The sequence below is a fragment of the Microbacterium testaceum genome, assembly GCF_001476285.1.
GTDB classification, from domain to species: Bacteria; Actinomycetota; Actinomycetes; order Actinomycetales; family Microbacteriaceae; genus Microbacterium; species Microbacterium testaceum_B.
The window spans coordinates 39,872-60,095 of the sequence record NZ_LDRU01000026.1 but is presented as its reverse complement, the minus strand read 5'-3'; the positions used below and the strand labels follow the sequence as shown (position 1 = coordinate 60,095).

The window sequence follows — 20,224 nt, the reverse complement described above, 5'->3', positions numbered from 1 at the left end:
CGCCGCGCCGCAGGCGGCCGAGAAAGTCGACCTCGGCACCGTCGCCGTCGTGCCCACCCGCCACTGGTGGCGGTGGACCCTCAGCGCCCTGCTGCTCTTCGTCGTCGCGCAGTTCGTGTGGAGCCTCTTCACCAATGACCGGTACATGTGGGGCACGTTCGCGCAGTACTTCTTCGCCGAGCCGGTGCTGATCGGCATCGGATACACCCTCGGTCTCACCGCGATCTCGGCGGTCGTCGGGTTCGCGCTCGGCACGCTCCTGGCCCTCGGCCGTCTCTCGGCCTCTCCGCTGCTGAGCGGAGTGGCCTGGGGCTACATCTGGTTCTTCCGGTCGGTGCCGCTCGTCGTGCAGATCATCGTCTGGTACAACCTCGGCTATCTCTATCCCACGCTCGGTCTCGGCACCCCGTTCACCACGGATTTCTGGATCGTGGAGTTCCCCACCGTCCAGCTCGTCAGCGCCTTCGCCGCCGCGATCCTCGGCCTCGGCCTGCACCAGGCCGCGTACTCGGCCGAGATCATCCGCGGCGGGCTCGTCTCGGTCGACCCCGGCCAGCACGAGGCGGCGGCGGCCCTCGGCATCCCGGCATCCCGTCGCCTGTTCCGCATCATCCTGCCGCAGGCGATGCGCTCGATCGTCCCGAACGCCACGAATGAGGTGATCGGTCTGGTGAAGGGCGCGTCGGTGGTTTTCGTCATCGCGATCCCCGAGCTGTTCTACGCGGTGCAGGTGATCTACAACCGCAACAGCCGCGTGATCCCGCTGCTGCTGGTCGCGGTGGTCTGGTACACGATCATCACCACCGTCCTGAGCATCGCGCAGTACTACATCGAGCGGCACTACGCCCGCGGCTCCGCCCGTGCCCTGCCGCCGACGCCGTTGCAGCGCGCCCGCCGCTGGGTGAGCACGCAGTGGGCGCGCCTCGGCGATGCCCCGCCGGGAGCGACGGATGCCGAGCATCCGGCCTCCTCGAAGGGGGTGCGCGCGTGAGCGTCGTCACCGACGGCCGCGGGCTCGTCGAAATCCACAACGTGCACAAGAGCTTCCACGGCGTGGAGGTACTGAAGGGGATCGACCTGACCGTCCACCCCGGCGAGGTCGTCGCGTTGCTCGGGCCGAGCGGCTCGGGCAAGTCGACCCTCCTGCGCACGATCAACCACCTGGAGAGCGTGGATGCCGGGTCGGTCACGGTCGACGGCGAGTTCATCGGCTACGAGCTCCGGCACGGCAAGCTGCACGAGCTGCACGAGCGCGAGATTCTGCAGCGCCGGACGCGCGTCGGGATCGTGTTCCAGAACTTCCACCTCTTCCCTCATCTGACCGCGCTCGAGAACGTCACCGAGGCACCGGTCGCCCTGAAGCGCCTAAGCAAGGACAACGCTCGCGAGCTCGCGCTCGGTCTGCTCGACCGCGTGGGACTGAGTGACAAGGCGGATGCGTATCCGCGCCAGCTCTCGGGCGGTCAGCAGCAGCGCGTCGCGATCGCCCGGGCGCTGGCCCTCAAGCCTCAGGTGCTTCTGTTCGACGAGCCGACGAGCGCGCTCGATCCCGAACTGGTCGGGGAGGTTCTCGACGTCATCCGCGATCTCGCGAAGCTCGGCACGACCCTCGTGATCGTCACGCACGAGATCGGCTTCGCCCGCGAGGTCGCCGACCGCGTCGTGTTCCTCGACCAGGGCCGCGTCATCGAGCAGGGGACGCCGCAGGAGGTCCTCGAGCGGCCACGGCACGCGCGGACGCGGGAGTTCCTCGCGAAAGTGCTCGGCTGACCCGCCGCTCAAGGCGCGCCCATCCCCACCCTCACAAGGAGACACAGCATGGCCCTCAGCAAGAAACAAGGCATCGCGGTCGGCGTGATCGCGGCGGCCCTCGTCGCCGTCGTCGGCGTCGGCGTCACGATCGGTCTCTACCGTCCCGCCGACGCGGTCGCGGCGGCCGACCCCACGGCGACCACCGGGGCCAACCCCGACACCGGCGAGATCCCCCGCATCACCGGGGAAGCCGTGCCCGAGGCCGTCGCCGCCCTGAAGGCGAGCGGCTTCACGCCGATCGAGCCCGGCAAGCTCACGGTGGCGATCGGCGCGTTCGTCCCGCCGCTGAGCTACCAGCCCGAGGGAACCACCGCCGCGACCGACGTCGCCGGCACCGAGCCCAACTTCGGCGAGCTCATCGCCGAAGGACTCGGCCTCGAGTACAACCCCGTCGTGGTGGCGTGGGCCGACTGGCCGCTCGGCATCCAATCGGGCAAGTACGACCTCATCACCTCGAACGTCACGGTCACCGAGGAGCGCAAGGAGCTGTACGACTTCGCCAGCTATCGCCAGGATCTGCTGGGCTTCTACGTCCGGTCCGACAGCCCGATCTCGAAGATCGAAGAGGCCGACGACATCTCGGGCCTGAAGATCGTCGTGGGCTCCGGCACCAACCAGGAGAAGGTGCTGCTGAAGTGGAATGAGGAGCTGACCGCCGCGGGCAAGGCTCCCGCCGAGCTGAACTACTACGACGACAACGCCGCCGCCACCCTTGCGCTGCAGTCCGGCCGCGTCGACGCCACCTTCGGCCCGAATGCCACGGCAGCCTGGGCCGCACGCGAGACCGGTGAGACGAAACTCGTCGGCATCATCCCCGGCGGCTGGCCGCTCGCGGCCGACATCGCCGCGGCGACGAAGAAGGGCAACGGCCTCATCGAACCGGTCAGCATCGTGCTGAACGCGTACATCGCCGACGGCACCTACGCCAAGGTGCTCGACGCGTGGGGCCTCGAGTCCGAGGGCGTCGACAAGAGCGAGATCAACCCGCCGGGACTCCCGAAGTCCTGAACGCGACGCGTGGCCCGGTCGTCCGCGACCGGGCCACACCGCGCGACGCCCGAGAAGAATGGATGCCATGACCTCCGCGACCCCATCGACACTGACCATCCGCCCGGTCGAGCCGCACGAGCACGCCGAAGCCGGCCGGGTCACCGTCGAGGCCTACCGCCACAGCTACGACGGGCTCACCGCGGGCTACTTCGCCTCGCTCGCCGATGTCGCCGGGCGGCTCGCGCAGGGTGAGGTGTGGGTCGCGTTGGATGCCGCGGGGCAGATCGTCGGCACCGTGTGGGTCCCACGACCCGGCGAGCGCCTGTCGCCGTTGGCCCGGGAGGGCGAGCTCGACTTCCGCCAACTCGCGGTGGCTCCCGCAGCACGAGGGCGCGGGGTCGGCGAGGCCCTCACCCGTCACGTCATCGATCTCGCGCGCGCTCGGGGCGCTCGGCGCGTCGTGATGAACAGCGGACCCGAGATGATCGGTGCGCACGCCCTGTACCTCAAGCTCGGCTTCAGCCGTCTCACCGAGCGCGAGCACCTGGTCGAGGTGGAACCGGGGCGGTTCCTCGACCTGCGCGCCTTCGGGTTCGACCTCTGAGCGACGACCCGCTTCCCGAGATGATGGACGTGCGTCGGTCGATATCGCTTCCCGTGCCGAGGTCCGCTCCCTGTAACCGCCGGAACTCTCGACGCCCGCCAGAGATCACGCAACCCTCGACCAGCCCCATCGCGCCGACCATACGATCGCGCTCGTGATGCACACGGTGGACGGCCTCGCTTTCCGATCCTGGACGAGTCGGCGCCCGAACAGCGCGGTTTACGTCCTGGTCCACGGCATCGGGATGTCCCACCGATACCTGAGCCGCCTTCACGCGCAGTTGGCACGCGATGCCGAGGTGCACTCGATCGACCTTCCCGGTTTCGGCGGCCTTCGGAAGCCGAAGGCCTCCCCCGATATCGCCGCGATGTCCCGAGCGCTCGGCACGGTGCTCGATGATCTCGGTGCGCGCGCGGCCGTGCTCGTCGGGCATTCGATGGGAGCCCAGTGGGTGGTGGAGACGGCCGTGCAGCGTCCGGATCTCGCGAGCGCGGTCGTGGTCATCGGACCCGTGACCGACGACGAACGGCGCAGTGCGGTGACACAGGCTCTCCTGCTCGCGCGCGACTCCGCACTCGAACCGCCCCGGGCCAACGCGATCGTGCTCACCGACTACCTTCGCTGCGGGCCGTTCTGGTACGCGCGGCAGGCGCGTCACATGGTGCGCTACCCGATCGAGGAGCGCGTGGCGCTCCTGGCGGTCCCCCTGCTCGTGCTGCGCGGGGCCGCCGACCCCATCGCGCGGGAGAGGTGGGTTCGGCGGCTCGCCGCGCGGGCACCCGTCGGATCGGTGTCGAGCATTCCCGGCCACCGGCATCTCGTTCAGTACACCGCCGCGGCTGCTGCGGCCGCACGGATCCGCGCGCACGCCCCCGGGGCGGCGGGCACGCTCTGACACCAGCGGCGACGCAACGTCAGGGCGCGATCAGCGCTTTACCTCGATGTTGCGTCCGTCGCCCAGCAGGTGCGTGTCGACGGCTCAGCTGTCGTGAACGACCGCCGTCAGCTCCGCCAGCAGATCGCGCGCGAGGAACCCGATGCCGACGCGCTCGGTGAGCCGGTCGCCGGCCCGCGCGTGCGTCCAGCCGCCCCAGACCGCCGCTCGCTCCGGCTCCATGCCGAGGGCGGCGAAGCCGGCGATCGCTCCCGCCAGCACATCGCCGCTGCCCGCCGTCCCCAAGCCCGAGCCCCCGGGTTCCGCTCGCCACGCCCGCCCGTCGGGGGCGGCGACGGAACCGAAGCAGTGCACCACCGCCGAGAAACGCTCGGCGATCTCGCGGACATCGGCCACGCGGTCGTCCCCCAGATCGCGCCCGAGCAGCAGCGCCGCTTCCTCTTCGTTCGCGTTGATGAGGAGCTCGTCCGGCAGGATGCCGCGGTCCACATCGGGCAGGATGCCGAGCGCGAAGGCATCCAGCACCAGCCTGTCGACGTCCGCGTCGGCGACGGCGAGGAGCGCCGCGCGGGTGGCATCCGGATCATCGAAACCCGGCCCGAGGAGCACGGCGTCGGCGGACTCGACCGCGGATCGCAGGTGTTCGTCGAGAGGGTGCGACCCGGTCGGGAGCACGTAGACGCCGGCCTCCGGCATCGCCGGTCCGAGGGGAGGTGCGATATCGGTGGGAACGGCGAGACCGACGCGGCCCGCGCCCACGCGCAACGTCGCCTCCGCGGACAGCAGGACGCCGCCCGGCGAACGCGTGGCCCCGCCCACCACGACCACCTGGCCGCGCGACTTCTTCGACCCGCCGGGCTCGGGGAGCCCCCACTCGCGCAGCAGCGACAGCGTGACGTTCTCAGTGCTCGAGGCCATCGTCTTCTCCCGAGTGGACGGTGATGTCGGCGCCCTCGACGGCGAGGTGCTCGACCGACGAGAAGGTCGTGAGCTCCCACCCGTTCTCGCCCCGAACGAGCCCACCGCGGACGAGCCCACCGCGGACGAGCCCACCGCGGACGAGCTCGGTCACCGAGGCGTTGCGCACGGTGTTCTCGGCGGCGAACGCGAGCAGCTCGGTCTCGTCGAGGGGCAGCAGCACGGCCAGGATGAGCATCACGACCGCGTCGTGCGCGACGACCATCACGGTGTCGACGGGGCGATCGAGGTTCTCGCCGAGGAACGACCGCAGCCGCAGAGCGACATCCGCCCACGACTCGCCCCCGGGTGGCCGGTGGTAGTACTTGCCGAGGTGGCGCCGCCGCGCCGCCTCTTCGGGGTGGAACTCCCGCACCCCGCGCGACGTCAACAGATCCAGGATGCCGAGCTCGCGGTCGCGGAGCCGATCGTCGACGCGCGTGCGGGTCGAGAGCACCGCGTCGTCGATCGCGAGCGCAAGCGTCTGTCGCGCGCGCAGGTACGGCGAGACCCAGTACTCGTCGATGGGTCCGGCACCCTCCCACCATGTGCGCAACGCCCGCGCCTGCTCCTCCCCCGTGGGCGAGAGCGGGACGTCGGCGTCACGGACGTCGAGGTCGATCGTGAGCGAACCCTCGCGCTCCGCTCTCGAGGCCGCGACGTTGCCCTCGCTCTCGCCGTGGCGGACCAGCAGGAGTCGGGTGACGGTCATGGCGCGACCGTACGGTCGCCCCGCGACCGTGCGCACGGGCGTTGACAGGCCGGAGGTGACCGGCCAGGGGCGCCGGATCTCCGCGGTCAGCGCCTTCGCGAAGCACCGTGACCCCGCGAACCGCACGTACGGCTCGAACACCGGGATCGCGCGGTAGCCGATGCGCTCGTACAGGGCGATCGCTTCCAGCATGCGCCGTCCTCACCGTCGCGGCGCCGCCGCCGACACACAGCGTTGCGAAGCGTCACGCCCCGTCACGAGAACCCGGCCGCGGTGGCCACCGGTTTGCGTGACGGCCAGGACCGGCGGAGAGTGTCTCGGTGACCACCGCTCCCGCCCTCGACATCCCGCACGCCGACGCCACCGTCCTCGACAACGCCGCGTGGCATTCGCTCGCGGGCCCGCACTCCTCGTTCGCGATCGGCGGCGACCTCGTGCGCCGGTATCCGGCCGATGTCGCGCCGTTCGTCGCGGTCCGTACGTGGGACGAGCCCGGCGTCTGGGATGCCCTGCGCGACCTCGTCGGCCCCGGCGCCGACGTGGGACTCTCCGGTTACGAGGGCGGCTTCCCCGACGGGTGGGAGTACCTCGGCGGCGGCGAGGGCGTGCAGCTCGTCGAGACCGATGCCCTCCGACCCCGCCCCGACGACGAGGCGATCGAACTGGGCGCGGAGGACGCCGCCGACATGATGGCGATCGTCGACCGCAATCAGCCCGGCCCCTTCCGGCCCCGCACGTACGAGCTCGGCCGGTACATCGGCATCCGTCGTGAGGGTCGACTCGTCGCGATGGCGGGCGAGCGCCTCCACCCGACCGGGTGGACCGAGATCAGCGCTGTCGCCGTGGATGCCGATCACCGGCGCCAGGGCCTCGCCTCGCGCCTGGTGCTCGACGTCGCCTTCCACATCCAGCAGCGCGGAGACCGGGCGTTGCTGCACGCCGCGGCGGCGAACGTGAACGCGATCGCGGCGTACGAGAAGCTCGGCTTCGCCCTACGGCGGCGCAACAAGTTCGCGTCGGTGCGTACGCCCGCCTGAGGCTCGACGGCGTCAGGCCCCGTGCTCGACGCTGACGCCCGCGCGCGGCACCGCCTCGTCGCGCGAGTCGTCGTGGAGCCTCCTCGCGATGCCCAACGTCCGTGCATCGTCGAAACGCCGACCCTGCACGGTGATCCCGACCGTTGCTCCAATCCCCGGTGCGGGAACGGTGACCATCGGCGCACCGAGGATCGTCCCGGGGCCGGTGTGTCGCGTGTACAGGCCGAAGACCGACGTCTCACGATCGCGATGTCTCACGGTCGCACCCCCACCTGACAAGGGTGCGGGCGCCGGCGTGGTGGGGAAGACGAGTGCGTCGACGCCGAGCCGTGCCAGCGCGTCGTCGGCGAGTATGCGCGCCTCGAGGACGAGCGACAGAGCATCCGCGTACTCGTCGGCCGAGACCGGGCGGTCCACCAACCCCTGGAGGAAGTCGGCGACATCGGCTGTCTCCACCCCCGCGCGGAGCACCTCGAAAGCCTCGTCGGGCGGGAGGTTCAGCGCGCGAGCAGCGGCGGCCGCGAGCTCGCGGGGAGCCTCCCACCCGACGACGAGCGACTCGGCCCTGCGCGCGCGGGCGAGCACGTCCGCGATGTCGACGTCCACGACGTCGATGCCCGCGCCCCGCGCGTCGTCGAGCGTGCGGAAGAACGCCTCCTCCGTCCGCGCGTCCAGGTCTTGGAGGAAAGTGGTCGGGATGCCGAGACGCGCCCGTTCCACGGGTGGTGCCGAACGGCTCCCGGTGACCCAGGAATCGGCGCGCGCCGCGTCTTCGACGGTCGTGGCGAACACTCCCGGCGTGTCCCGTGTCCACGACAGCCCCACGATCCCCGCGGTCGGCCAGCGCCCCGTGCTGGGACGGAAGCCGACGACCCCGCAGTTGCCGGCCGGGATCGACACGGAGCCCCCGGTATCGGTGCCCAGCGCCAGGGGGACGAGCCCCGCGGCGACCGCCGCCGCGCTGCCCCCCGAGGAGCCGCCGGCGGAGAGGCGCGGAGCCGACGGGACGCGTGCCGATCCGTACGCGGCGTTGTCGGAGGTGACCCCGAGAGCGAGCTCGTGCATGTTCGTCATGCCGACGACGACCGCCCCGTGCTGCCTGAACGCCGCCACCACCGGCGCGTCGGCTTCTTCCGCCGCCACATCGAGCACCCGGCATCCGGCCGACCGATGAAGACCACGCACGGCGATGTTCGCTTTCACGGCCGCCGGGAACGCGTCGGGTCCGGCGGTGGAGCGCTGCGACGCGAGCGCGTCGTCGTCGGAGAGCTGCGTCCAGATGCCGAGATCGTCGGGCACCGCCGTGCGTGCGACGGTCATGCCGAGATCTCCTCGAGCGAACGGTTGCGCGTGCGCGGGGCGAGGAGGTTGATCAGCGCGCCCACGATGAGGAAGGCGATGAGTCCGAGGAGCGAACCCAGCAGCGGGAACTGCGAGAAGATCCCGACGAGGAGGAAGACGCCGAGCCCTCCCCCGACGTGCCCGATGCTGTCGGCCAGGGCGTAGGCCGTGGTGCGGAAGCGGGTCGGGAAGCTCTCAGCCGTGAGCGCGTACTGCGCGGGAACCCAGATGTTCTGCCCGAAGAAGACGAGGATGGCCCCCAGGAACGTCATGACCGTCGCCCCGCCCCCGGCCACGACGATGACGGCGCCCACGACGGTGATCGCGCCACCGATGAGCATCCACCACTTGCGCTCGATACGGTCCACGACCGAGCGGGCCACCACTGCCGCCGCGAGGAAGCCGGTGAGACCCACGGCGCTGACGATGCCGGCCTCCGGCGCGGTGTAGCCCTGGCGCACCAGCACCGACGTGAACGCCCCGGCGAAGGAGTACAGCGTCACGTATCCCAGCAGCCAGGCCGCGCCGATCACGAGCAGTCGACGAAGGTACACGCGCGATGTGAGGAGCTCGCGCACGCCCGACCAGGTGCCGCCCGTGGCGACCTCGGTGCTGCTGCTGTCTTCGGGCGATGCGGGAAGCAGCGGGTGACGACGCGTCGCGAGCTGCTCCATGCGCTCGACGACCGCGGCGGCCTCGGCGTCACGGCCGCGGGTGGCGAGCCACCGCGGCGACTCGGGAAGAGCGATACGCAGGACGATCGACACCGCCGCGAGGATGGCTCCCACGGCGTAGACCCAGCGCCAGCCCGACGTGAAGGAGTCGGATGCCAGGGCGAAAGGCAGACCCTGAGGCCAGGGGGTCATGGGCGTGGTGAGGAACAGACCCAGCCAGATCCCGAGCGCCGAGCCGAGAGCGGCCATGAAGAACAGCACGCTCGTGTAGCGGCCGCGCATGCGCCGCGGTGCGATCTCGCTGACGTACACGTTGATGATGGCCAGGTCGGCGCCGATGCCGATACCGGTCACGAGGCGCGAGAGGCTGAAGGACGTCGCGTCACCGGCGAAGGTCGAGAACAGCGACCCCAGACCGGTGATCACCATCGCGATGATGAGCAGGCGGTGGCGCCCGAAGCGATCGGACATCGGCCCGAGCACGAGTGCGCCGATTCCGTACCCCAGGAGGCTGAGGAAGATCGGGAGCCCGATGAACTGATCCGATGTGGCCGGGGTGCAGCCGCCGATGATCTGCGCACAGGTCTGGACGAACGAGACGTTGATGTTGAAGATGTCGTACTGGACGAAGAGCATGCCCAGCCCGATGGTGAGGACGGAGATCGCGCTCAGTCCCCACCGGGGGAATCGATCGAGTCGGGACAGGGGCGAGACCCCCGCGCGCAGTGTGGACATTTCTCTCCCGGGATGCTGAAACGGTTGCGTGCGACCGAGCATCCTCGACGCGGAGCCGCGTCGGCATCGTCATTAATGACGAGGGGTGCGCACCGCCATGGCCAGCGACGTGCGATTCTGCGTTCCCGTCTTGGCGAACGCCTGCGCGAGATGGGTGCGAAGAGTCGGCAGGGAGATGCCGAGCCGGTCGCAAATCGCCTTGTCCGTCAGCCCGTCGCCCACCAGCGACACGATCTCCTTCTGCCGCGGGGTGAGAGCGGATGCCGCCAATGGCTCGTCGCTCCACAGTCGGTGCATGAGATCCCCGATCGCCTGCAGTTTGCGTACGTCATCGGGGGTGAAGGCGCCCCGCCGTTGGGAACGCCACACGCGCAGATCGATGGAGCCGACGACCGGATGCGGTGCGAAGTAGTTCATGCCATGGAACATGCCCGAGCGGAACAGGAAATCGCGGACGAACTCGTCGCGGCTATCGCGCCGGGGGCTGATCGCCGACGCCCCGCGCGCCTCGAGGAAGCGCGGGGTCATCGTGTCGATGTGCCGGAAACGCGCGTCGTAGGCGCGCAGGTGCTCGTCGTCGAACTGCACCCCCACGGGATCGGCGTACGGGCCCGCTGGCGTCCATCGGTACGACACGAACGTGTCTCCCTCGACGGCCCTCAGCAGCTGGCGCCCCAGCCGCCGGCGGCGCTCGGGCAGGGGGGCGTCGGCGGTCAGGGTCTCCATGATCTTCCACGACACGCGGCTCACGGCGTCCTCCTGTCGCGCTGCGTCGGGCCGACCCTAGTCGCGCCGCCGATCGCGCATGTTTCCGGGCGGTGACACCGGGATGCCGATAGCGACGGGCACCGTCGCACCGTCTCGACGGCGACGATACCCCGCGTCGAGCCCACCGTCGAGACGCGACGTCTTGCCGCCCGGTCGCACCTGTGGTAGAAATCTCACGGACGTGTGACTGGTCAAGCAGGCAGGATCCGAACGCAAACGATGTTTTGCGGTCGGGTCCTTTTTTTATTGCCCGAAAGCGGTGGCGGAGCAGCCCCGGGACGTCCATCCAACGAAGGAGGAGCGCCCATGACGAACCAAGACCTCGCCCGCGACATCATCGCGGGGGTCGGTGGCGATGAGAACATCGCCACCCTGCAGCACTGCTCGACGCGACTGCGCTTCACGCTCGCCGACGACTCGCGCGTCGACCGTGCGCGGCTGGAGGCGCTGCCCGGCGTGCTCGGCGTCGTCGTCGGACCGCAGACGCAGGTCGTCGTGGGTGCCAAGGTCGCCGACGTGTACCGCGCCGTCGAGCGTGAGCGCTCGCCGAAAGACGTCGTCGCGAAGCGACAGCCGCTGACGCTCAAGCGCGCGGGCTCGGTGTTCATGGAGTTCGTCGTCGGCGTCTTCACCCCGATCATCCCCGCCATCGCCGGTGCCGGTGTCTTCAAGTCGCTGCTCATCGCGGCGGTGGCGCTGGGCTGGGTCGCGAAGGACAACCCGACCTATCTGACGCTCGTCGCAATCCCCGACGCGGTCTTCTACTTCCTGCCCCTGCTGGTCACCTTCACCGCCGCGCGTCGCCTCGGCGTCAACATCCCGCTCGCCCTCGGGATCGTGGGGCTCCTCGTCTTCCCCGGCTTCTCGACACTGGTGACGAACGGCACCTCGGTGTTCGGCGTTGCCGTTCCGGCCGTCTCCTACGGCGCGCAGGTCTTCCCGCCGATCCTGACGGTGCTGCTGCTCTGGGCCGTCGAGCACTGGGTCACCAAGATCACCCCGGCACCGATCCGCGTCTTCTTCGTGCCGCTGGTGTGCATCATCGTCGTCGCCCCCGCGATGATCTTCCTGCTCGGCCCGCTCGGCTTCTGGCTCGGCTCGCTCCTGACCGGTGGCATGCTGTGGCTGCACGGCACGCTCGGCTGGGTGGCTGTCGCCCTGCTCGCGGGCGTTCTGCCCTTCATCATCTCGGTGGGCATGCACAAGGCCTTCATCCCGCCGACGGTCGCCACGATCGCCGAGACCGGCCGCGAGTCGTTCTACAACGTGTCGTCGCTCGCTCACAACATCAGCGAGTCGGGCTCGAGCTTCGCCGTCGCCTTCCGCACGAAGAACCCCACGCTCCGCGCGACCGCCATCTCGGCCGGTGTCTCGGCACTCTTCGGCATCACCGAGCCCGCCCTCTACGGTGTCACGCTGCAGAACCGCCGCGCGCTGATCGCCGTCATCACGGGTGCCGTCACGGCCGGCGCGTACCTCGGCATCACGAACGTCGTCAGCTTCGTCGCCGTGGGCCCGGGTCTCGCCAGCATCTCGATGTTCGTGGATGCCGAGAACCCGTGGAACCTCGTCAACGCCCTGGTCGGCGCGGGTATCGCGTGGGCCGTCTCGTTCACGGTGTGCTTCGTGCTGTGGCGCGACTCCGCCTCGACCACCCTCCGCGTGCTCGGCGAGAACGCCGACGTCGCCGCCGAGGCATCCGTTCAGGACCCCGCCGCCGTTCGCGCGACAACCGGCGCCTCGGTGCAGCTGCAGGCGCCGCTCACCGGCCAGCTCATCCCGCTGTCGCAGGTCGACGACGCCGTCTTCGCCTCGGCTGCCCTCGGCGAGGGCGTCGCGATCGTCCCGACGGACGGGCGTGTCCTGGCCCCCGTCTCGGGCGAGATCGTGAGCCTGCTGCCCTCCCGCCACGCGATCGGACTCCGCACCGACGAGGGCGTCGAGGTGCTCGTGCACGTCGGCATCGACACCGTCAAGCTCGCCGGAACGCACTTCGAGGCGCACGCCGGCCAGGGCGACCGGGTCGCCGCGGGCGATCTGCTCGTCACCGTCGACCTCGACGCCGTCCGCGCCGCGGGCTACGACATCACCACTCCCGTGGTCGTGCTCAACAGCGAGGCCTGGGAGGTCGCGCCGTCGGCGAACGGATCCGTGGAGGCCGGGCAGCCCATCGCCACTCTCACCTCGAGCAAGGAGACGACCAATGCCGCTTCCTGACACCTTCCTCTGGGGCGGCGGCATTGCCGCGAGCCAGGCCGAGGGCGCCTGGCGCGAGGGCGGGCGGGGGCCCGCCGTGTCGGACATCTCGAAGTACCGCCCGAACGCCGACCCGAAGGACTACGCGGCTCAGCACCACGTCAGCCTCGCGTCCATCGAGGAGGCGATGAGCGACCCCGACCCGACCTTCTACGGCAAGCGGCGCGGGATCGACTTCTACCACCGCTACCCGGAGGACCTCGCGCTGTTCGCCGAGATGGGGTTCACGGTGCTGCGCGTCTCCATCGCGTGGTCGCGGCTGTACCCGACCGGGGAGGAGACCGAGCCGAACGAAGAGGGGGTGGCCTTCTACCTCGCCCTGTTCGAGAACATGCGGGTCCACGGCATCCAGCCCCTGGTGACCCTGGCCCACTACGACGCACCGCTGCACCTCGCGACGACGTACAACGGCTGGACCGATCGACGCCTCATCGCGCTGTTCGAGCGGTTCGCGCGCACGTGCTTCGAGCGCTTCGGCCACCTCGTGAAGCTGTGGCTGTCGTTCAACGAGATCGACAGCGTGCTGCGGCATCCCTTCACCTCGGGGGCCATCATCGAGGAACTGGTCGAGGGCTCGCTCGAGCAGGCGTGCTACACGGCGCTGCACCACCAGCTCGTGGCATCCGCCCGCATCACCGCGATGCTCCGCGAGCTGCACCCCGACGCGAAGCTCGGCTGCATGCTCACGATGCTGACGACCTACCCGCTCACGTGCCACCCCGACGACGTGGCCGCCACGCAGGCCAAGGATCGCCTGATGTACCACTCGAGCGACGTGCAGGCCGGCGGGGAGTACTCGCCGCTCGCGCTACGCACGCTCGCTCAGCGCGGCGTGACGATCCCGATCGAACCCGGCGACCTCGACATCCTGCGCGAGAACACCGTCGACTTCGTGTCGTTCTCGTACTACATGTCGATGACCGAGTCGGTCGACCCGACCGTCGAGCGCACCCCGGGCAACACGGTGTTCGGAGTGAAGAACCCCTACCTCCCGTCCACGGACTGGGGGTGGCAGATCGACCCCGTGGGGCTGCGCATCTCGCTGATCGCGCTGTACGACCGCTACCGCAAGCCGCTGTTCATCGTCGAGAACGGCGTGGGCATGCGCGACGTGCTGACCGACGACCGGAAGGTGCACGACGACTACCGCATCGACTACCTGCGCTCGCACCTCGCGGAGATGATCGTCGCCGTGGACGAGGGCGTCGAGATGCTCGGCTACGCGTGCTGGTCGCCGATCGACACGGTCAGCCTGTCCACGTCGCAGATGTCGAAGCGCTACGGCTTCATCTACGTTGATCAGGACGACGAGGGCCGGGGCAGCGGCGAGCGCATCCGCAAGGATTCGTTCGACTGGTATCGCAAGGTCATCGCGTCGGGCGGCACCGACCTCACCTGACGGGTTCGGGGGCCGGCACACGTCGGCCCCCACACCCGCGACGCTTCATCGGACGGTGTCGACGGAGACAACCACCATGCAGATCATCAAGAAGGTCCTCAACTCGAGCGTCGTGCTCGTCGAGGACGACCGCGGCGTCGAGCGCGTTCTCCTCGGCAAGGGCATCGGGTTCGCCCACCGCCCCGGAGACGTCGTGCCGCCCGGCGCGCACGACCGTGTCTTCGTCGAGCTCCGAGAGACCGATCAACGCAACTTCGTCGATCTCGTCTCGCAGATCCCCGTCGACTTCGTCGAGCTCACGCGGCGCATCGTCGCCGATGCCGAGTCGGAGGGACTGGAGTTCGATCCCCACATCTACCTCGCCCTCACCGACCACCTGCACTTCGCGATCGAGCGCGAGCGTCGCGGGATCGCGATCGTCAACCGTCTCGTGGCCGAGGTGCGCAACCTCTATCCGCTCGAGCACCGCATCGGCCTGCGGGCGGTGGGCCTCCTGCGCGAGAAGTTCGGCGTCGACATCCCCACCGATGAGGCCGCGAACATCGCCTTCCACCTCGTCAATGCGCAGGTGGGACGTGAGGACATGGATGCCGCGGGCGTCGTGTCGTTGGTGGCATCCATCATCAAGATCGTCACGCACGCGAGCACCATCGCCGTCGTCGGCGACGACCTGCACGGCGCACGCTTCCTGACGCATCTCCACTTCTTCGCCGAGCGCCTGTTCGCGGAGCGGATGCTCGGTGACGACGACTTCCTGCTGCAGACGATGCGGACGCGGCACCCCGACGCCGTGACCACCGCGGAACGCGTGCGCACGTTCATCGACCGCGAGTACGGGGTGGCGGTGCCCGACGAAGAGGTCGCGTACCTCGCTCTTCACATCGCGCGGGCGTCGCTCCCCGCCGCGTCCGACTGAGGATCGTGCTCGGCGGCGAAGGAGCGCACCGCCTCCTCGAGGACGCCGAGAAACCACCGACGCGCGGCCGTCGGGTGCAGCGCCGGATTGGCGAAGAGACGGACGTGGAACTCCTCGACCAGCCCGTCCAGGGGCCGAGCGTGCAGCGGCCAGCGGCGGGCGAACATCCCCGCGACCCGGCGCGGCACGATCGCCGCCCCGCCCGAACGGACGAGGGTTTCGGGAAGCGTCGAGAAGTGGTGCGCGCGCAGCACCGCCAGGGGGGCGATGCCGGCGTCGTCGAGTGCGCGGCCGACGCGGTCGTGGCCCGAAGAGGTGTCGATCACGGCCAGTCGCAGATCGGCCAGCTCCGCGGGGCTCACCGCGACGCCCCGCAGGTCGTCGGGCCAGGTCGCCACGCAGACGTACGTCTCGCTGAAGAGGTCGACTGAGGCCGTCCGCCCGCTGGGCGCCGCACTGCTGACGGCCGCGTCGACCTCGCCGCTCGCGATCCACCGGTCGACGGCGTCGACGTCCACGGGAACGACATCCAGGCCCACTCCGGGAGCATCCAGGGAGAGGCGTTCCATGAGGGTGGGGAGATAGGCGTACTCCCCCATGTCGGTGAGCGCGACGCGGAACCGCGTGCGAGCGGTGGCCGGGTCGAACTCGCGGCCGGCGACGACGTCGTCGATCGCGTCGATCGCCGACCGGGCGACCGCGTAGAGCTGATCCGCGCGGGCGGTCGGGGCCATGCCCTGCGCCGACCGGACGAACAGGGTGTCGCCCAGATCACGCCGCAGACGCCCGAGCGCGTAGCTCACCGAGGGCTGGGTGACGTTGAGCGCGCCCGCGGCGAGCGTCAGGCTGCGCCGTTCGTAGATCGCGACGAACGTCCGCATCAGATCCAGATCCACGGATGTCATGACCCGGCCTTTCCGCGCACGTCCGCGTGCGACATAGAGAGATTCTATCCGTGGCATCCGAAACCTCGTCTGGACGCACCACTCATCGAGGCGTTCAATCGATAACGGCGCCAGGGACGGCGCGGAAGGAATGTGCAATGACGCAGACATGGTCGCCGCGACGCGTCGCGATCCTCGGGGCTTCCGGCCTCACCGGCGCAGGCCTCGCCCACCAGCTCTCGCTGGCCGACGAGTACGACGAGATCTTGCTCTTCGACCTCAAAGAGAACGTGCTGCAGGCGCACGCGATCGACATGCGGGAAGCGCAGATCGTCGCCGGCCGTACACGCGCCCGCCTCACGGTCCTCCCTCTCGACGAGGCCGTCGCCCAGACTCCCGTAGACCTCGTCGTCTTCGCCGCTTCTCGCCCCGAGACGCCTGACGGCAGCCGCGAGGCATTCCTCGAGGGCAACCTCGGTGTCCTGCGGGCAGTGCAACCGGCGATCTCCGCGCTCGCGGGCGAGAGCGGGTTGGTGATGATCCTCACCAACCCGGCCGACGTGCTCGCCACGTGCCTCGCGCACCTCAGCGACATCGACCCCGCGCGCATCTTCGGCTACTGCCTGAACGACAGCATCCGTTTCACCGCGGCGATCGCCCGCGAGCTGAAGCTCGACCCCACGCGCATCGACGCCCTCGTCGTCGGCGAGCACGGCGACGGCCAGGTCCCGGTGTGGAGCGGCCTCCGACTCGACGGCGCGCCCCTCGAGCTCACCGCCGACCAGCGTGCCCGTATCGACGCCGACGCGCGCGGGTGGTTCCGCCGGTGGTCCGACCTCCGGCCCGGCCGGAGCTCCGGTTGGACCACCCCGCTGGGATCCGCCCGCACGATCGCGGGACTCGCCGCCGACGAACCGATGCCGGTCGCGGTGTGGCGTCGCGACGCCGAGGGCAACGGTTCGCACACGACGCTGCTCGCCGTCGTTCGTGACGGGGCGGTCGTGCCGACTCCCCTCGACTACCTCGACGACGCCGAGCGCGCCGCCGTCGACGAGGCCTCCGCGGCCCTCGCCGACAAAGCATCACGCGCCGGCGCACTCACTCACTGAACCACTGGAAAGGGACCGACCGATGACGTTCTTCGACCCGCAGACCTGGGATGGCCGCTACTTCGACGGATCGTGGGTGAGCACCCCCGACACCGCCGCGGTCGTCTCCCCCTCGACCGGTGAGACGATCGGCCGCGTCGCCGCCGCGACCGCCGCCGACCTCGACCGCACGGTGAAGGCCGCGCGCCGCGCGCAGACCGCGTGGGCGAGCGCCCCCGCCGAGGAGCGCGCCGCCGTGATGCGCCGCGCCGCGGCGATCATCGAGGAGAACACCGAGACCCTCGCCCGCTGGCTCAGCGACGAGGCGGGCTCGGCCCAGGGCAAGGCGCACTTCGAGGCGAGCCTCGTCGCGAACGAGTTCCACCTCGCCGCGGCGACCGCGATGATGCCGTACGGTCAGCTGCTGCGCTCGGCCCGCCCGCGCCTGAGCCTCAGCCGTCGCCGCCCCGTGGGAGTGGTCGGTGTGATCTCTCCGTTCAATTTCCCCGGCATCCTGTCCGCGCGGTCCATCGCCCCCGCGCTCGCGCTCGGCAACGCCGTCGTCCTCAAGCCCGACCCGCGCACGAGCGTCAGCGGCGGTCTGTTCTTCGCCGCGGTGCTGGAAGCCGCGGGCGTTCCCGCCGGCGTCTTCTCGGTGCTGCCCGGTGGCGTCGAGGTCGGTTCGGCGCTCGTCGACCACCCCGCCGTGCCGATCATCTCGTTCACCGGGTCGACCGAGGCCGGCCGCATCATCGGCGCGCGGGCGGGACAACTGCTCAAGCGCGCGCACCTCGAGCTCGGCGGCAACAACGCCCTGGTCGTGCTCGGTGACGTCGACGTCGCGGCCGCGGCATCCGCGGGCGCCTGGGGATCGTTCCTGCACCAGGGGCAGATCTGCATGACGACCGGACGCCACCTCGTGCACGACAGCATCTACGACGAGTACGTCGAGACCCTCAGCGCGAAGGCGGCGGCCCTCCCCGCGGGCGACCCCTCGACCGGCGCGCCCCTCGGCCCGATCATCGACGAGCGTCAGCGCGACAAGATCAACGCGATCGTGCGCGAGACGGTCGACGCCGGAGCTCGCGTGACCGCGGGCGGCGGCTACGACCGGCTCTTCTTCGAGGCGACGGTGCTCGCCGACGTGACCCCCGAGCACGCCGCCTTCCAGAAGGAGATCTTCGGGCCCGTCGCCCCCGTGACGCGGTTCAGCTCGGTCGACGAGCTCGTCGACCTCGTCAACGCGAGCGACTACGGCCTGTCCCTCGGCATCCTCGCGAAAGACGCGTTCCGCGCCTACGAGCTGGCCGATCGCCTGCCCAGCGGCATCCTGCACATCAACGACCAGACCGTCGACGACGAGTCGCAGGCACCGTTCGGCGGTGTCGGCGCGTCCGGTACGGGTGCCCGGTTCGGTGGGCACGAGGCGAACATCGAGGCGTTCACCGAGACCCAGTGGGTCACGATGCAGGCCGACGTCGCGACCTACCCGTTCTGACACCCGCGAAGGGACCCCCATGTCTGCTCCCGACGTCGCCCAGGCGTTCTACGAGGTGCTGCGTGCGCGCGGCGTCAACCGGATCTTCGGCAACCCCGGCTCCAACGAGCTGACGATGCTGAAGCACCTGCCCGACGACATCGAGTACGTCCTCGCCCTGCAAGAGGGGGCGGCGGTCGCGATGGCCGACGGTTACGCGCAGGCCTCCGGATCGCTCGGCGTCGTCAACCTGCACTCGTCGTCGGGCACCGGTAACGCCATGGGCAACCTGACGAACAGCGCAGCGGCGCACGCGCCGGTGCTCGTCATCGCGGGCCAGCAGAGCCGGCGCTACGTTCCGCTCAACGCGATGCTGACGAACGTGGATGCCACACGCTTGGCGGATCCGCTGGTGAAATGGTCGGCCGAGCCTCTCCGCCCCGAGGACGTCCCCGCGGTGGTGTCCCAGGCGGCGCTGCTGGCGATGTCGGCACCGACCGGACCGACCTACGTCTCGATTCCGCTCGACGACTGGGCACGACCGGCCGACGAGCAGGTCTCTGCCGGCCTCCCAGCGCGTTCGGTGGCGGCGACACCGGTGCTGTCCGAGGCGAGCATCGACGAGATCGTCGCGGAGCTGGATGCCGCCTCCTCGCCGGTTCTCGTCCTCGGGCCGGGCGTCGACACCGAGGCCGGGTGGGCGGCAACACGGGCGCTCAGCGAGCGTCGCGGCCTGCCGGTGTGGGTCGCACCGAGTCCCTCGCGTGCGCCGTTCGCCACCCGGCATCCGCATTTCCGCGGCATCCTCCCGACGGGCCTCGGCGCGGTGGCGGAGCTCCTCTCCGAGCACGACGTGGTCCTCACCCTCGGCGCGGCCGTCTTCCGCTACCACCAGTTCGTCGAAGGCGCGCCCTTGCGTCCGGGAACGCGCCTCATCGGGGTCACGTCCGACCCGGGCGAGGCGGCGCGGGCGGCGGCGGGCGCGATCCACGTGGGCGACCCCGTCGATGCGGCGGCGCGACTGGCGGCACGGGTGCGCGAGAGCGACGGTCCCGCGGACGGCGCCTTCGTTCCGGATGCCGCTCCCCCGACCGTCGGGGGACGCCACTCGGCGCAGGCAATCCTCGACGCCGTCGACCGCGCGAAGCCCGCCGACGCCGTGGTGGTCTTGGAATGGACTTCCGCCGACGCCCTCTGGGCGCGGTTCACCTTCGATCGCGCCCAGTCGTACTACTTCCCCGCCAACGGCGGGCTCGGCTGGGGGCTCCCCGCGGCGATCGGGGTGCAACTCGCCGACCCGTCGCGGCCGGTCGTGGCGCTGATCGGTGACGGCGCCATGCAGTACACCCCCGCGGCGCTGTGGACGGCCGCTCGCTACGGCATCCCGGTGACCTTCGTGATCCCCCAGAACGAGGAGTACGGAGCGCTGCAGCGCTTCTCGCGGATCATGGACGTCCCCGACGGCGGCTACCTCGACCTCCCCGGCCTCGACCCGTGCGCCGTGGCCCGCGGCTACGGCGTCGACGCGCACCGCCTCGACAGCCTCGACGACCTCGAGGAGTTCGTCCGGGGCGCCGCCACCGCGACCGGTCCCCGCCTCGCGGTCGTCCCTCAGCTCTCTCAGCGCTGAGCCCGCCCGCCACACCCCCGCGACGAGAAGCCGCGGTTCCGACAACGAC

18 protein-coding genes are annotated in these 20,224 nt (G+C 70.4%); 12 read left to right on the top strand and 6 right to left on the bottom strand.

The features are described from left to right. The 5 genes from NS283_RS05415 to NS283_RS05395 all read left to right on the top strand — a co-directional run. Positions 1 to 991: amino acid ABC transporter permease (locus NS283_RS05415; protein ID WP_058595857.1), on the top strand; the 991-nt coding region annotated here is incomplete at its 5' end. Next, a complete protein-coding gene (locus NS283_RS05410) occupies positions 988 to 1,770 on the top strand; it encodes an amino acid ABC transporter ATP-binding protein (RefSeq protein WP_058595856.1) in 783 nt (260 codons plus the stop codon). The genes NS283_RS05415 and NS283_RS05410, both read left to right, overlap by 4 nt. Before the next feature lie 48 nt (positions 1,771 to 1,818). Then, entirely contained in the window at positions 1,819 to 2,820 is a 1,002-nt protein-coding gene (locus tag NS283_RS05405; RefSeq protein WP_058595855.1) for an ABC transporter substrate-binding protein, read from the top strand. Between the two features lie 67 nt (positions 2,821 to 2,887). Further along, complete coding sequence (locus NS283_RS05400) at positions 2,888 to 3,406, top strand: GNAT family N-acetyltransferase (protein WP_058595863.1); 519 nt, start codon at positions 2,888 to 2,890, stop codon at positions 3,404 to 3,406. 157 nt (positions 3,407 to 3,563) lie between these two features. Next, entirely contained in the window at positions 3,564 to 4,301 is a 738-nt protein-coding gene (locus tag NS283_RS05395; protein ID WP_153003287.1) for an alpha/beta fold hydrolase, read from the top strand. An 84-nt stretch (positions 4,302 to 4,385) separates the two neighbouring features. Here the strand turns inward: NS283_RS05395 and NS283_RS05390 are convergent, their stop codons facing one another. Together NS283_RS05390 and NS283_RS05385 are read right to left on the bottom strand one after the other, a co-directional pair. Then, positions 4,386 to 5,219, bottom strand: coding sequence for an ADP-dependent NAD(P)H-hydrate dehydratase (locus NS283_RS05390; RefSeq protein ID WP_058595854.1), 834 nt, complete (start codon positions 5,217 to 5,219; stop codon positions 4,386 to 4,388). Beyond that, entirely contained in the window at positions 5,203 to 6,162 is a 960-nt protein-coding gene (locus tag NS283_RS05385; RefSeq protein ID WP_346338306.1) for a histidine phosphatase family protein, read from the bottom strand. Before NS283_RS05385 ends, NS283_RS05390 begins: the two co-directional genes overlap by 17 nt. A 128-nt stretch (positions 6,163 to 6,290) precedes the next feature. Between NS283_RS05385 and NS283_RS05380 the strand changes: the two genes are divergently transcribed. Continuing rightward, complete coding sequence (locus tag NS283_RS05380) at positions 6,291 to 7,007, top strand: GNAT family N-acetyltransferase (RefSeq protein ID WP_058595853.1); 717 nt, start codon at positions 6,291 to 6,293, stop codon at positions 7,005 to 7,007. 12 nt (positions 7,008 to 7,019) lie between these two features. On the opposite strand, the gene NS283_RS05375 is transcribed toward NS283_RS05380, so the two are convergent. The 3 genes from NS283_RS05375 to NS283_RS05365 form a co-directional block, all read right to left on the bottom strand. Continuing rightward, entirely contained in the window at positions 7,020 to 8,327 is a 1,308-nt protein-coding gene (locus NS283_RS05375; RefSeq protein WP_058595852.1) for an amidase family protein, read from the bottom strand. Beyond that, on the bottom strand, positions 8,324 to 9,757 hold the full coding sequence (locus NS283_RS05370; RefSeq protein WP_058595851.1) for an MFS transporter: 1,434 nt from the start codon (positions 9,755 to 9,757) through the stop codon (positions 8,324 to 8,326). Before NS283_RS05370 ends, NS283_RS05375 begins: the two co-directional genes overlap by 4 nt. A gap of 72 nt (positions 9,758 to 9,829) precedes the next feature. Then, entirely contained in the window at positions 9,830 to 10,507 is a 678-nt protein-coding gene (locus tag NS283_RS05365; RefSeq protein ID WP_058595850.1) for a helix-turn-helix transcriptional regulator, read from the bottom strand. A 324-nt stretch (positions 10,508 to 10,831) separates the two neighbouring features. Between NS283_RS05365 and NS283_RS05360 the strand changes: the two genes are divergently transcribed. The 3 genes from NS283_RS05360 (at position 10,832) to NS283_RS05350 (ending at position 15,096) form a co-directional block, all read left to right on the top strand. Then, the gene (locus NS283_RS05360; RefSeq protein ID WP_058595849.1) at positions 10,832 to 12,742 is read left to right on the top strand and encodes a beta-glucoside-specific PTS transporter subunit IIABC; all 1,911 of its coding nucleotides are present in this window, start codon (positions 10,832 to 10,834) and stop codon (positions 12,740 to 12,742) included. Next, positions 12,729 to 14,180 carry a family 1 glycosylhydrolase gene (locus NS283_RS05355; RefSeq protein WP_058595848.1) on the top strand — a complete coding sequence of 484 codons (1,452 nt, stop codon included), beginning with the start codon at positions 12,729 to 12,731 and terminating at the stop codon, positions 14,178 to 14,180. The genes NS283_RS05360 and NS283_RS05355 overlap by 14 nt, the downstream gene beginning before the upstream one ends. Before the next feature lie 76 nt (positions 14,181 to 14,256). Further along, the gene (locus NS283_RS05350; protein WP_058595847.1) at positions 14,257 to 15,096 is read left to right on the top strand and encodes a PRD domain-containing protein; all 840 of its coding nucleotides are present in this window, start codon (positions 14,257 to 14,259) and stop codon (positions 15,094 to 15,096) included. Here the strand turns inward: NS283_RS05350 and NS283_RS05345 are convergent. Further along, positions 15,057 to 16,001, bottom strand: coding sequence for a LysR family transcriptional regulator (locus NS283_RS05345; protein WP_058595846.1), 945 nt, complete (start codon positions 15,999 to 16,001; stop codon positions 15,057 to 15,059). The two genes, NS283_RS05350 and NS283_RS05345, sit on opposite strands and share 40 nt — an antisense overlap. 137 nt (positions 16,002 to 16,138) lie before the next feature. On the opposite strand from NS283_RS05345, the gene NS283_RS05340 reads away from it, so the two are divergent. Genes NS283_RS05340 through mdlC form a run of 3 tightly spaced genes read left to right on the top strand, consistent with a single transcriptional unit; the run spans position 16,139 to position 20,175 of the window. Next, positions 16,139 to 17,089: a lactate/malate family dehydrogenase gene (locus NS283_RS05340; RefSeq protein ID WP_058595845.1), complete on the top strand. Its 951-nt coding sequence runs from the start codon at positions 16,139 to 16,141 to the stop codon at positions 17,087 to 17,089. A 22-nt stretch (positions 17,090 to 17,111) separates the two neighbouring features. Then, a complete protein-coding gene (locus tag NS283_RS05335; RefSeq protein WP_058595844.1) occupies positions 17,112 to 18,566 on the top strand; it encodes an aldehyde dehydrogenase family protein in 1,455 nt (484 codons plus the stop codon). 19 nt (positions 18,567 to 18,585) lie between these two features. Further along, a complete protein-coding gene (gene mdlC, locus NS283_RS05330; RefSeq protein ID WP_058595843.1) occupies positions 18,586 to 20,175 on the top strand; it encodes a benzoylformate decarboxylase in 1,590 nt (529 codons plus the stop codon). Positions 20,176 to 20,224 lie beyond the last annotated feature (49 nt).